This is a genomic window from Bifidobacterium pullorum subsp. gallinarum, assembly GCF_000741215.1.
Lineage (GTDB): Bacteria > Actinomycetota > Actinomycetes > Actinomycetales > Bifidobacteriaceae > Bifidobacterium > Bifidobacterium pullorum_B.
The window spans coordinates 61,708-74,043 of record NZ_JGYX01000005.1; the positions used below are offsets into that span (position 1 = coordinate 61,708).

At 65.2% G+C, this 12,336-nt stretch carries 13 protein-coding genes and 1 tRNA gene; 2 read left to right on the top strand and 12 right to left on the bottom strand.

All coding sequences use genetic code 11. The features are described from left to right. Window positions 1-57: 57 nt before the first annotated feature. Together infB and nusA are read right to left on the bottom strand one after the other, a co-directional pair. Complete coding sequence (gene infB / locus BIGA_RS05990) at window positions 58-2,835, bottom strand: translation initiation factor IF-2 (RefSeq protein WP_033505214.1); 2,778 nt, start codon at window positions 2,833-2,835, stop codon at window positions 58-60. 206 nt (window positions 2,836-3,041) lie between these two features. Beyond that, window positions 3,042-4,070, bottom strand: a complete 1,029-nt coding sequence (gene nusA / locus BIGA_RS05995; RefSeq protein WP_033505215.1) for a transcription termination factor NusA — start codon at window positions 4,068-4,070, stop codon at window positions 3,042-3,044. Window positions 4,071-4,144: 74 nt separating this feature from the next. Between nusA and BIGA_RS06000 the strand changes: the two genes are divergently transcribed. Next, window positions 4,145-5,047 carry a hypothetical protein gene (locus tag BIGA_RS06000; protein ID WP_051917135.1) on the top strand — a complete coding sequence of 301 codons (903 nt, stop codon included), beginning with the start codon at window positions 4,145-4,147 and terminating at the stop codon, window positions 5,045-5,047. A 146-nt stretch (window positions 5,048-5,193) separates the two neighbouring features. Beyond that, window positions 5,194-5,282: transfer RNA gene (locus BIGA_RS06005), tRNA-Ser, on the top strand. A gap of 76 nt (window positions 5,283-5,358) precedes the next feature. On the opposite strand, the gene BIGA_RS06010 is transcribed toward BIGA_RS06005, so the two are convergent. From BIGA_RS06010 to rplO, 10 genes are all read right to left on the bottom strand, one after another. Next, complete coding sequence (locus BIGA_RS06010; protein ID WP_033505217.1) at window positions 5,359-6,318, bottom strand: tRNA pseudouridine synthase A; 960 nt, start codon at window positions 6,316-6,318, stop codon at window positions 5,359-5,361. Window positions 6,319-6,532: 214 nt separating this feature from the next. Beyond that, window positions 6,533-7,075 (bottom strand): 50S ribosomal protein L17, encoded by a 543-nt coding sequence (gene rplQ, locus BIGA_RS06015; RefSeq protein WP_033505219.1) that lies wholly within the window; start codon window positions 7,073-7,075, stop codon window positions 6,533-6,535. An 86-nt stretch (window positions 7,076-7,161) separates the two neighbouring features. Further along, on the bottom strand, window positions 7,162-8,157 hold the full coding sequence (locus tag BIGA_RS06020; RefSeq protein WP_033505220.1) for a DNA-directed RNA polymerase subunit alpha: 996 nt from the start codon (window positions 8,155-8,157) through the stop codon (window positions 7,162-7,164). Between the two features lie 77 nt (window positions 8,158-8,234). Further along, on the bottom strand, window positions 8,235-8,633 hold the full coding sequence (gene rpsK / locus BIGA_RS06025) for a 30S ribosomal protein S11 (RefSeq protein WP_033505222.1): 399 nt from the start codon (window positions 8,631-8,633) through the stop codon (window positions 8,235-8,237). An 83-nt stretch (window positions 8,634-8,716) separates the two neighbouring features. Next, window positions 8,717-9,094: a 30S ribosomal protein S13 gene (gene rpsM, locus BIGA_RS06030; protein WP_026641530.1), complete on the bottom strand. Its 378-nt coding sequence runs from the start codon at window positions 9,092-9,094 to the stop codon at window positions 8,717-8,719. A 131-nt stretch (window positions 9,095-9,225) separates the two neighbouring features. Further along, the gene (gene rpmJ / locus BIGA_RS06035) at window positions 9,226-9,339 is read right to left on the bottom strand and encodes a 50S ribosomal protein L36 (protein WP_003842636.1); all 114 of its coding nucleotides are present in this window, start codon (window positions 9,337-9,339) and stop codon (window positions 9,226-9,228) included. 20 nt (window positions 9,340-9,359) lie between these two features. After that, window positions 9,360-9,578, bottom strand: a complete 219-nt coding sequence (gene infA, locus BIGA_RS06040) for a translation initiation factor IF-1 (protein ID WP_033505224.1) — start codon at window positions 9,576-9,578, stop codon at window positions 9,360-9,362. Between the two features lie 142 nt (window positions 9,579-9,720). After that, window positions 9,721-10,284, bottom strand: a complete 564-nt coding sequence (locus BIGA_RS06045) for an adenylate kinase (protein ID WP_033505225.1) — start codon at window positions 10,282-10,284, stop codon at window positions 9,721-9,723. Window positions 10,285-10,326: 42 nt separating this feature from the next. After that, complete coding sequence (secY, locus tag BIGA_RS06050) at window positions 10,327-11,661, bottom strand: preprotein translocase subunit SecY (RefSeq protein ID WP_033505227.1); 1,335 nt, start codon at window positions 11,659-11,661, stop codon at window positions 10,327-10,329. Between the two features lie 216 nt (window positions 11,662-11,877). Continuing rightward, window positions 11,878-12,336 (bottom strand): 50S ribosomal protein L15, encoded by a 459-nt coding sequence (rplO, locus tag BIGA_RS06055; RefSeq protein WP_033505229.1) that lies wholly within the window; start codon window positions 12,334-12,336, stop codon window positions 11,878-11,880.

Below are 12,336 nucleotides of genomic sequence, written 5' to 3' on the forward strand. Positions count from 1 at the left end.
CCCGCCGCCGGAAACCGGCCTGCGGACGCCCGTCAACATATGCGTTGGTGCGAACGGCTACTTGCGTTCGACCTCCTGCATCTCGAAGGTCTCGATGATGTCGCCGATCTCGATGTCGTTGAAGGAGCCGAGGTTGATACCAGCCTCGTATCCTTCCTTGACGGAGGTGACGTCGTCCTTGAACCGGCGCAGCGAGGAGATCTCCAGGTCGTTGACCGTGGCCACGCCGTTGCGCAGGATACGGCACTTGGTGCCGCGCTTGACCTCGCCGTCCTGCACCATGACGCCGGCGATGTTGCCGAACTTGGAGGAACGGAAGATCTCGCGGATCTCCGAGTGGGAGGTGACGACCTCCTCGTACTCGGGCTTGAGCATGCCCTTGAGCGACGCCTCGATGTCCTCGATGGCCTTGTAGATGATCGAGTAGTACTTGATCTCCACGCCTTCGCGCTCGGCAAGCTCCGCCACCTGACGGTTCGGGCGCACGTTGAAGCCGATGATGACGGCCTTGTCGACCGTGGCCAGGTTGACGTCGTTCTGCGTGATCGCGCCGACGCCGCGGTGGATGACCTGGATCCCGACCTCGTCGGAGACCTCGATCTTCATCAGCGAATCCTCAAGCGCCTCGACCGAGCCGGACGAATCGCCCTTGATGACGATGTTGAGCATATCCACCTCGGACTTGGCGAACTGCTCCTTGAGGCTCTCAAGCGAGACGATCTTGCGGCGCTTGGCCAGCTGCGCGGCGCGTTCGGTGGCCTGACGCTTCTCGGCGATCTGACGGGCGGTACGGTCGTCCGGGGCCACCAGGAACAGGTCGCCGGCGGTCGGCACCGAGGTCAGACCGAGCACCTGCACCGGGGTGGAGGGCACGGCCTCCTTCATCTGGTTGCCGTTCTCGTCGAGCATCGCGCGGACGCGGCCGTACGAGGTGCCGGCCACGATGGCGTCGCCGACATGCAGGGTGCCCTGCTGCACCAGCACGGTGGCCACGGCGCCGCGGCCCTTGTCCAGTCGGGCCTCGACGGTGGCGCCGCGGGCGTCCATGTCGGGGTTGGCGCGCAGGTCGAGCTCGGCGTCGGCCGTCAGCAGCACGGCCTCCAGCAGCTTGTCCACATTCGTGCCCTGCTTGGCGGAGATGTCGACGAACATCGTGTCGCCGCCGTACTCCTCCGGCACCAGGCCGAACTCGGTGAGCTGGCCGCGGACCTTCTCCGGGTTCGCGCCGGGCACATCGATCTTGTTCACGGCCACGACGATCGGCACATGCGCCGCCTGGGCGTGGTTGATGGCCTCGACGGTCTGCGGCATGACGCCGTCGTCGGCGGCGACCACCAGGATCGCCACGTCGGTCAGCTCGGCGCCGCGGGCACGCATGGCGGTGAACGCCTCGTGGCCAGGGGTGTCGAGGAACGTGATCTTGCGCTGCTCGCCCTCCAGCGACACGGTGACCTGGTAGGCGCCGATGCGCTGGGTGATGCCGCCGGCCTCGCCCGCGATGACGTTGGTGCGGCGGATGGTGTCGAGCAGTCGGGTCTTGCCGTGATCGACATGGCCCATGACGGTGACCACCGGCGGACGCGGCTTCAGATCCTCGTCCTCCTGCAGCTCCTCCTCGTCCAGGTCGATGTCGAACTGCTGCAGCAGCTCCTTGTCCTCCTCCTCGGCGGACACGATCTTGATGTTCCAGCCGATCTCCTCGCCGAGGATCTGGAACGTCGACTCGTCCAGGGACTGCGTGGCCGTGGCCATCTCGCCGAGATGGAACAGCACGGTCACCAGCGCGGCCGGGTTGACGTTGATCTTCTCGGCCAGGTCGGCCAGCGAGGCGCCCTGGCGCAGACGGATGGTCTGGCCGTTGCCGGCGGGGATGCGCACGCCGCCGATGGTCGGGGCCTTCAGCTCCTGGAACTCCTGGCGTTTCGCGAGCCTGTTCTTACGCGCCTTCGAGGACTTGCCGCCCTGACGGCCGAATGCGCCGGCCGCGCCACCGCGACCGCGGCCGCCGCCGCGTGCGGGACCGTTGTTCGGGGCACCGCCCTGATGGCCACCGGCCGTATTGCCGCCGAAACGGTTGCCGCCGGCCGGACGGTTGCCGGCACCGCCCTGACCGGGACGATGCTGACCCCACTGCCCGGGCTTGGCCTGCGAGCCCTGGCCCGGACGGCCACGGAAGCCTCCACGGCCGCCGCCCTGACCCGGGCGGCCATTGCCGCGGCCGCCACGGCCGTTCTCGACGGTCGGGCGAGCCATCGGATGAGGACGCGGGATGTCGCTCGGCGTAGGGGTATGCATCCCCTGCTTGCGGCTGAACGGATTGTTGCCCGGACGGGGACCGCTCTGGCGGGCGCCGTCCTGCGACTGCTGGCGGTTGCCCTGCGCGGAGGGACGACCGTTGTTCTGCTGGCGGGACTGCTGATGCCCGCCCTGGCGCTGGCCGGGCTTCGGGGCCGGGCCATGATGCCCCGACTCGCCGGACTGTTTGGCGGCGGGAGCGGGCTTCGGGCCGGGCGCGGCCGGCTTCGGGGCCGCATGCAGCTTCTCCGCATGGGCGGCGGGGGCCGCGGGCTTGGCCGCCGGCATCGGCTTGGCGGCAGGCATGGGTTTGGCCGCGGCCGGCTTCGGGGCCGCGGGCTTATGATCCTTGGCACCTGCGTTCTGCTGGGGTGCGCCGCCGTCCTTGGGGAACGCCGCCTTCAGGCGACGGACGACCGGCGGCTCCACGGTCGATGATGCGGACTTGACGAATTCACCCATCTCCTTGAGTTTCTCAAGGACGGTCTTGCTGTCGACGCCAAGTTCCTTGGCCAAATCATACACGCGTGCTTTCGGCACTCAATTCTCCTATTCTGCGACCGCGCGTATGCCGGCGGTCACGCTTCGATGACGGCGAGCTTACCCTGTCTCATCGTGCAACCATGGTCGTTATACCTCGTTTTCGTACCGCTCGCCGAACCGCAGTTCAACGCCCGGATTACCGCAGCCCAAGCATACTCGTGGCTGTGGAGAATCCGGGCGTGGCGAGCGCGGGGAATCCCGGGTCAGGATTCGTGTTCCGCCGGTGCGCCCTGATGGGCCTCGGCGGATTCGATGCCGATCTTCCAACCGGTGAGCTTGGCGGCCAGACGCGCGTTCTGCCCCTCCTTGCCGATGGCCAGCGAGAGCTGGTCGTCGTGGATGAACGCGATGGCGGTCTTGTTCTTCTCGCTGATGACCTTGACGCCGGTGGCGACCGCCGGGGACAGCGCCGCGGCCACGAACTTGGCCGGGTCGTTCGACCAGTCCACGATGTCGATCTTCTCCGGGCCGAGGTTCTCCATGACGGCGCGCACACGGGCGCCGCCGGGGCCGATCAGCGCGCCCTTCGGGTTGACGCCCTCGGTGTTGGCGCGCACCGCGATCTTCGTGCGGGCGCCCGCCTCACGGGCGATCGCCATGATCGACACGGCTCCGGAGTTGAGCTCCGGCACCTCGCGTTCGAACAGGCGGCGCACCAGCTCCGGGTGGGAGCGGGAGACGATGATCTCCGGTCCCTTCAGCCCGCGCGCCACGTTGACCACGTACACGCGCAGACGCTCGCCGTGGCGGTAGCGCTCCCCGGGCACCTGCTCGCGGCGCGGCAGGATGGCCTCCACATCACCCACGGCGATATGCACGTTCGCGGTGTCCTTGGCGTCCTGCTGCACCACGCCGGTGATCAGCTTGCCGCGCTGTCCGGAGAACGCGCCGAAGATCTTGTCGTCCTCGGCCTTGCGGAACAGCTGGGAGATCACCTGGCGCGCGGTGGCCGCGGCCAGGCGGCCGAAGTCGCGCGGGGTATCGTCGTACTCCTCGCCCAGCTTCGGGGCGGGGTGCGGATCGTCCTCGGTGGGTTCCACGGGGATCTCGTCCTGCGCCCACACGGTGAAGGTGCCGGCGCGGTCGTCCAGTTCGATGCGCGCATGCTTGGCGGCATGCGGGGTTTTCATATATGCGAGCCGCAGCGCCTCGGTCAGTGCGTTGTCCAACGTTTCAGCGTCAATGCCCTGTTCGGCGGCGAGCCGATGCATGGCATTCAGGTCCAGTTCCATCTTCAAGACCTCCTATGAAGTTATATCCGAGCGCTTGGCCCACTGGTCACAGTCAAACGTTAGTCTAGTGGTTTATGCAGACACTTCGCGTCGAGAATCATCGGGTCTTCACGCATATCCGCCGCTGGGCTTCGGCTGCGGCCGTGCTGGCGCTGACCCTGACGGCGGGTGCCTGCACGATGCCTCGCATCCAGGGCCGGGCCGAGTCCGAATACGAGCCCAGCGCATGCGAACAGGCCCTGTATACCGCCATGGATGCCGATGAGACGATGCGTTCCCCGCTGCCGCTGCCGATGCGGTATGACGCGGCCCGAAGAGCCCGGGACTCCTGGCTGGATGCGGCGGTCTCCTGTCCGGCGCGATTCGGCGAGGGCGTTATGCGCGCAGCGCAATCCGCGGCCCGAGCCGACACGATGGCCGCATACTTCGGCCTTACCCAGGACGATGCGGGATGGGATGAGGCCGGCGTAACCTCCCTGGATATCGACCGTCACCGCTCCGCGCTCGACGATCTGGTCGACACGGCCGCTGCCGCGGACGCGGAGGATACTGCGGGATTCGCGTTCGAGGTGCTGGCGGCACGGCAGGTCGCCGGCGCCACGTTGAGCCAGAGCGACCGGTGCAAGGCCGCCGCGCAGATGCTGGCGTCGCTGGGGCAGGACGATGCCCGGCAGGGTGTGTACGATCCGACCCCGCTGCTCGACCATCCCGGCCGGATGACGGATGCCGCCACCGGACTGAGCGCACCGACGACGGCCGTCGTGCTGATGGATTGCGCCCGCTCGCTTATAGCCGCCGCCCATGACGCCCGCGCCGACCAGACCAGCCAGGCAGAACCGACGCCGACCGACGAGGCGTGGCGTGCCTACGCCGTGCAGGCCGCGAACCATGCGCTGCAGGCGTTCCGGCTGGGGTACTCCATGATCGATGAGGCGCTGTTTGACGCCGAAGCCACGACCAATCGCAACTCCGGGTGACACGCCCGGCGTATACGCCTCGGTGTGCCCTCCCCTGAACCGTCGATCCGCATCTCTCCGGACAGACGCGGTCCGGTTATGCGCCACGCCGATTTGACGCGTCGCGAGGCTATGGCATAATAGACAAGTTGCTTGATGCAGCATCTGGATGAGTGTCCGAGCGGTCTAAGGAGCACGCCTCGAAAGCGTGTGAGGGCAACCCCCTCCGCGAGTTCGAATCTCGCCTCATCCGCCATCGCCCTTACCGAGAATCCTCGGTAAGGGCTTTTTCGCATCTGGAACCCTTACCGGATTCACAACCATGTCACGCCTTACAGCGTCCGCTTGGCGCGGATCGCTTCGGCGCGCGCCGCCAGATGGTCGTCCGGAGGATACGCCACATGTTCCAGGGTCAGACCCTGCGGCGCGATCGGCCCGGTCGACCCCTCACGCAGCGGGGTCGCCATCTTCTCCGCGAACCAGTCCAGGTCCTTCCTGCCCTGTCCCACCTTGACGCAGGCGTTGACCAGGGAACGCACCATGTTGCGAGCGAAGGCGTCGGCCACGATTGTGAAGCACACCAGTCCGGATTCGGCCGCGGGGACGGTGTACCCGCCGGAGATCCCCTGCCGGCCGTGCACCGTATCGCCGGCGGCACGGTCGCAGTCGGACAGTCCCGGAACCAAGGGGGATACGGGGATGCGCGACCAGTGGGCCCGCTTGACCTCGCGGATCGTGGTGCCGCCCGGATTGGGGGTTGCGAACGAGCCGAAATCGTGCAGTCCGATCGTCATCGCCGCCGCCGCGTTCATCGCGTCCAGATCCAGCCGGTCATCGAGGGGCAGCACGAAGCCGCGCATCCGGGGATCCACCGGACGCGCATCGTCGCAGATGCGGTACACATACGTGCGCTCCAACGCCGAGAACCGGGCGTCGAACCCCTCCGGCGCCACGCTCAACGCGTGGATGGCGATATCATCCGGCACCATGCGGGACAGCCTCCGGAACAGCGCCTCCGGCGCGGGGACGCCCATATGGCCCACGCAGCGTTCCAGGGTCGCCTCCCCCACGTCCAGATGGCAGACCTGGTGCAGGGCGTGCACGCCGGTGTCGGTGCGACCGGCCACGGTCAGGCGCAGCGGTTCGTCCGGGTCGTCAGCCGGCACGCGCAGGATCGTGTGCAGCGCCTGCTCCAGCTCGCCCTGCACGGTGCGCAGCGTCGGCTGTTTGGCCCAACCGTAGAACGCCCCACCATCGTAGGCCAGATCGAGTCGCAGTCTCACCATGTCCATCCTTTCGCGCCGCCCGCTCCGGTTCCGGTCTCTTTGCGGACCGTGATCCATCATGACCGTGAACCGTCACCGCGGACCCCGGAATACCGACGTTCTGCCGCCTTGGATCACAGTCACAATGTATCAGAGTCCGGTACCAGTGCCGATACCGGCGATACAACGAAAAAGGTCGGGAACCAGGTGGTTCCCGACCCATCAGCCTATCAGGCTACAATCACTCGGCCTGCTCGGCCTCGGCGGTCTCCTCAGCCGGAGCCTCGGTCTCGACCGAAGCCTCGGTCTCAGCGGACTGCTCGACCGGAGCCTCGGTGGTCTCCTCGGCCACAGCCGGGGTCTCCTCCTCGGCGGCAACCTTGGCGGCGGCTTCGGCTTCCTTCACCACGGCCTTCTTCGGGCTCACCGGCTCGGTGACCAGCTCGATGATGGCGGCCGGCGAAGCGTCGCCCTTGCGCGGAGCGATCTTGATGATGCGGGTGTAGCCGCCCTCACGCTGCTCCATCTGCTCGGCGATCTGGGTGAACAGCACGTGCACGACCGACTTGTTGCGGATGACGCGCATCACACGACGACGGGAGTGCAGGTCGCCACGCTTGGCGAACGTGATCAGACGCTCGGCGAGCGGGCGCAGACGCTTGGCACGCTGCAGGGTGGTGGTGATGCGGCCGTACTGGAACAGGCTGGTGGCCATGTTCGCGAGCATCAGGCGCTCATGCGCGGGGCTGGACGCCAGGCGCGGGCCCTTCTTCGGGGTAGGCATAGTTAGTTACTCCTTATTGCCCCGGAGCCCAGGTGGGCATCTGCCCGAGCATCCGGACTCCGAAGCGGTTGGTCAAAGGTGTGGGTTCACTCGTCGTCGGGCGAGAAGAACGTGCCACCTTCAAGGTTGTTGGCGTCGAAGCCCAGCGGCGAGGCCTTCAGCTGCAACCCGAGGGACTGCAGCTTCTCCTTGACCTCATCGATCGACTTCATGCCGAAATTGCGGATGTCGAGCAGGTCCTGCTCAGTGTGGGAGACGAGCTCGCCGATGGTGTGGATGCCCTCACGCTTCAGGCAGTTGTAGCTGCGCTGGGTCAGGTTCAGATCCTCGATCGGCACGGCCATCTCGGGGTTGGTCTCCTCGACCACAGGGGCCGGACCAACTTCGACGCCTTCCGCCTGGACATTGAGTTCGCGGCACAGGCCGAACAGCTCGACCAGTGTGGAACCGGCGGAAGCCACCGCGTCGCGCGGCGAGATGGCGGGCTTGGTCTCCACGTCCAGAATGAGCTTGTCGAAGTCCGTGCGCTGTTCCACACGGGTGGCCTCGACCTTGTAGCTCACCTTGAGCACCGGGGAGTAGATCGAGTCGACCGGGATACGGCCGATCTCGTCATTCTCCTGCTTGTTCATCTGCGCAGGCACATAGCCGCGGCCGCGCTCCACGGTGAACTCGATCTCGAGCTCGCCGTCCTCGGCCAGGGTGGCGATGTGCTTGTCCGGGTTGGCAATGGTCACACCGGCCGGCGGGGTGATGTCGCCCGCGGTCGCCTCGCCCTCGCCGCTCTTGCGCAGGTACATGACAACCGGCTCATCGTACTCGCTGGTGAGCACGATGCCCTTGATGTTCAGCAGGATCTCGGTGACGTCCTCCTCAACGCCCGGCAGAGTGGTGAACTCGTGCAGGGCACCGGAAATACGCACCGACGTCACAGCCGCACCCGGAATCGAGCTCAGGAGCGTACGGCGCAGCGAGTTGCCAAGCGTATAGCCGAAGCCCGGTTCAAGCGGCTCGATGGTGAAGCGGGAGCGCTGGGGGTTGAGGGATTCCTCGGTAAGTGTCGGACGCTGTGCGATAAGCACTGTGGTATCCTTTCAGCTTTCGGCCGGTGGTGCACTCGCCAGCCAAAGCGGGTTGGATGGATGGTTGGTGGTAGTGCTCAGACGCGGCGGCGCTTCGGAGGACGAACGCCGTTATGCGCTTGCGGGGTGACGTCGGTGATGGAACCGACCTCGAGTCCGGCGGACTGCAGGGAGCGGATGGCGGTCTCACGACCGGAACCCGGGCCCTTGACGAACACGTCGACCTTCTTCAGGCCGTGCTCCATCGCCTTGCGGGCGGCGGATTCAGCGGCCATACCAGCGGCGTACGGCGTGGACTTGCGGGAGCCCTTGAAGCCGACATCGCCACCGGACGCCCAGGACAGCACAGCGCCGGACGGGTCGGTGATCGAGATGATGGTGTTGTTGAAAGTGGACTTGATGTGCGCCTGCCCGACCGGCACCGACTTGCGGTCCCGGCGACGCGGCTTGCGCGCAGCTTGCTTGTTCGCTGCCATTGACCCTCGTTTCCTAATAACGAATTGTTTTGACCGTTCCAGGCGATGGAGCCTGCGCCCCGTGGCCTAGAACCTGCCACCGACTACTTGGTGGCCTTCTTCTTTCCGGCAACCGTGCGCTTCGGGCCCTTGCGGGTACGGGCGTTGGTCTTGGTGCGCTGACCGCGCACAGGAAGTCCCTTACGGTGACGCTGGCCTTGGTAGCAGTTGATCTGGATCTTGCGACGGATGTCCGCGTCGATCTCACGACGCAGATCGCCTTCAATCTTGTAGTTGCCTTCAAGATAGTCACGCAGCGTGATCAGCTGCTCATCCGTCAGATCCTTGACGCGGGTGTCCGGATTGATACCGGTCGCGGCAAGCGTTTCCTTCGCACGAGTACGACCCACACCGAAGATGTAGGTGAGGGCGATCTCAATGCGCTTCTCATTGGGGATGTCGACTCCGGCAAGACGTGCCATTGCGATTCCTTCTCATGTTCCGCAGGTCTTGCGCCGAGTCGTCCGGTTTCCCGGCCCGGGCCTGCGTACCCGGGGTTCAGCTGTTCGCTGTGACTTAGCGCCTCTACTGTTATGCCGCTGGAATCTGCGACTCAGCCCTGACGCTGCTTGTGGCGCGGGTTGATGCAGATCACCATGACGCGGCCGTGACGACGGATCACGCGGCAGTTCTCGCAGATCCTCTTCACACTAGGGCTGACCTTCATGGTTTTCCTTTGCTTGTACCTTACTTGTAACGGTACGTAATACGGCCTCGGTTCAGATCGTAGGGGCTCATCTCGAGCACCACGCGATCCTGGGGCAGGATGCGGATATAGTTCTTGCGCATCTTGCCGGAGATGGTGGCCAGCACGACGTGCTTGTTCTCAAGCTCGACGCGGAACATCGCGTTCGGGAGGGCTTCCACCACCCGACCTTCGACTTCGATCACACCGTCTTTTGCCATGAGCCTCGTTCCGTTCCTTGGCTGATTACTTGCAGTGCATCCGAAGACACACCAACTTGCAATAATACAGCAAAAGGGAGTGGTGCGACACACGGCGTGTCGTGCCACTCCCTCCTGATGCCTATGCCGGCAAGCTAGCGTTTCACTCGCCGAGCTGTTCGATGATGCGGGCGTTGATCTCGGCGATCTCGCCGACGCCGTTGACCACGACCAGCATGCCGCGGTTCTCGTAGATGTCTAGCAACGGCGCGGTCTCGCGTTCGTAGGTCTCCAGACGCTTGGCGATGGCCTCCGGGGTGTCGTCGGAGCGGCCCTGCTCGGCGGCGCGCTTGGCCATGCGCTCCAGCAGCACGTCGCGGGCAGCCTCCAGCGCCACGGCGTTGTCCAGCGGGGTGCCCAGATCGGCCAGCATCTCGTCCAGGGCCTGCACCTGGGCAGCGTTGCGCGGGTAGCCGTCCAGGATCCAGCCGTTCTTGGCGTCGTCCATGGCCAGACGATCCTTGACGATCTTGTTGGTCAGCTCGTCCGGCACTAGCTCGCCGCGGTCCATATAGGCCTGGGCCTCCTTGCCGAGCTCGGTCTGGTTCTTGAGGTTATAGCGGAAGATGTCGCCGGTCGAGATGGCCGGGATGCCGTAGTGTTCGCTCAGCAGCGCGGCCTGGGTGCCCTTGCCCACGCCCTGCGGTCCCATGATCAGCAGTCGCATTGGTATGTTGTCTCCTTGTTGTTGCGGTTACGGGCGGCCTGGTTACTTGCCCTCGACGTGGTCGGTGTCCTCGAACAGGAAGCCGGCGTACTGGAACTGTTCGGTCTGAGCCTTGGCCTGACGCAGGGAGTCCAGGCCGACGCCCGCGATGATCAGGATGGTGGTGCCGCCGAACGGCAGCTGGGTGTTCAGGTCCAGGGCCATGATGAGCACGGTCGGGATCAGCGCCACGAACAGCAGGTAGACGGCGCCCACCGTGTTCAGGCGGTTCATGACATAGCTCAGGTAGCGGCTGGTGGCGTTGCCGGCGCGGATGCCGGGGATGAAGCCACCGTACTGCTTCATATTGTCCGCGGTCTCGTCCGGGTTGAACGTGATCGAGGTGTAGAAGAAGCAGAAGAACACGATCATGAGCGCGTACAGCGCGATGTACCACACCGACGTGGTGTCGGCCAGGTTGTCGTTGATCCACTTGGCCCAGTCGGTGTCCGAGGCGAACTGCGCGATCAGCGTCGGGATGGCCAGGATCGACGAGGCGAAGATCGGCGGGATCACGCCCGACATGTTGATCTTCAGCGGCAGGTAGGTGGACGATCCGCCGTACATCTTACGGCCGATCATACGGCGCGTGTACTGCACCGGGATGCGGCGCTGGGAGAGCTCGACGAAGACGACGAAGACCAGGATGACGAGCAGCACGCCCACGACGATGCCGAACTTGAGCCAATCGCCGTCGGTGCCGTTGGTGCCCCAGCCGATCTCCCACAGCTGCGGCAGGAAGCCGGAGCAGATGGACATGAAGATGAGCACGGACATGCCCTGGCCGATGCCCTTCTCGGTGATGAGCTCGGCCATCCACATGATCAGACCGGTGCCGCCCGTGAGCACGAGCACCATGACGATCAGCGACCACGGGGTGTCGTTCGGGATCACGTCCGAGCACTGGTAGTTGAACAGCGCGCCGGAATTCGCGGTCACCACGATGGTGGTGGACTGCAGGACGGCCAGGCCGATGGTCAGATAACGGGTGTACTGGGTGAGTTTGGCCTCGCCGGACTGCCCCTCCTTGTGCAGGGCCTCGAACCGCGGGATCACCACACGCAGCAGCTGGATGACGATCGACGCGGTGATGTACGGCATGACGCCCAGCGCGAAGATCGACAGCTGCAGCATGGCGCCGCCGGAGAACAGGTTCACCAGGCCGATGAAGTTCTCCTGATTGTTCGTCATGTCGTTGGCGCACTGCTGCACCACGGTGTAGTCCACACCCGGAAGCGGGATGAACGAGCCGATGCGGTAGATGATGATCATACCGAGAACGAAGAGGATCTTGTTCCTCAATTCCTTCGTTCGAAAGGCCTGGATTAACGTCCTCACCTTGGATTCCTTCCCTTGTCGTGCGCCGCACGCACGCATGCAAAACAGACTCTAACGGTCGAGTCTAGCGCAAAGTACCTACCGACCAGACATCCGTTCCGGCCGTGTTCGACTTTTGCCGGGCCTGCGCCGGTCCACTGAACACAACGTGGCCCTCCCCGCGTCATGCGGGGAGGGCCACGTCATATCAAGCCATCGGCTTTATTCCCCGAAGAATCAGTCCTCGGAGACGGAGCCACCGGCGGCCTCGATCTTGGCCTTGGCGGAGGCGGAGACCTTCACGCCCTTGAGGGTGAAGGCAGCGGTCGCCTCGCCGTCGCCCAGGACCTTGACCGGGTAGCCTTTGCGCACGGCGCCTTTGACGGCCAGATCCTCGGCGGTGATCTCGCCACCGTTGGGATACAGCTCGTTCAGAGCGGCGATGTTCACGACCTGGAACTCCTTCTTGAAGGGGCTCTTGAAGCCGCGAAGCTTCGGCAGGCGCATGTACAGCGGCAGCTGGCCACCCTCGAAGCCAGGACGAACCTGGTAACGCTTCTTGGTGCCCTTGTCGCCACGGCCCGAGGTCTTACCCTTGGAGCCTTCACCACGGCCGACGCGGATGCGGTCCTTCTTGGCACCCGGAGCCGGCTTGAGGTCATGCATCTGCAGGATCTCGGTGTTCTCAGTAGCCAT

What these genes read in the sequence shown, in the direction of transcription:
- nusA (WP_033505215.1), bottom strand. Translation starts at nt 4,070, where the DNA reads ATGGAACTGGACCTGAATGCCATGCATCGGCTCGCCGCCGAACAGGGC.
- BIGA_RS06000 (WP_051917135.1), top strand. Translation starts at nt 4,145, where the DNA reads ATGCAGACACTTCGCGTCGAGAATCATCGGGTCTTCACGCATATCCGC.
- BIGA_RS06010 (WP_033505217.1), bottom strand. Translation starts at nt 6,318, where the DNA reads ATGGACATGGTGAGACTGCGACTCGATCTGGCCTACGATGGTGGGGCG.
- rplQ (WP_033505219.1), bottom strand. Translation starts at nt 7,075, where the DNA reads ATGCCTACCCCGAAGAAGGGCCCGCGCCTGGCGTCCAGCCCCGCGCAT.
- rpsK (WP_033505222.1), bottom strand. Translation starts at nt 8,633, where the DNA reads ATGGCAGCGAACAAGCAAGCTGCGCGCAAGCCGCGTCGCCGGGACCGC.
- rpsM (WP_026641530.1), bottom strand. Translation starts at nt 9,094, where the DNA reads ATGGCACGTCTTGCCGGAGTCGACATCCCCAATGAGAAGCGCATTGAG.
- rpmJ (WP_003842636.1), bottom strand. Translation starts at nt 9,339, where the DNA reads ATGAAGGTCAGCCCTAGTGTGAAGAGGATCTGCGAGAACTGCCGCGTG.
- infA (WP_033505224.1), bottom strand. Translation starts at nt 9,578, where the DNA reads ATGGCAAAAGACGGTGTGATCGAAGTCGAAGGTCGGGTGGTGGAAGCC.
- BIGA_RS06045 (WP_033505225.1), bottom strand. Translation starts at nt 10,284, where the DNA reads ATGCGACTGCTGATCATGGGACCGCAGGGCGTGGGCAAGGGCACCCAG.
- rplO (WP_033505229.1), bottom strand. Translation starts at nt 12,336, where the DNA reads ATGGCTACTGAGAACACCGAGATCCTGCAGATGCATGACCTCAAGCCG.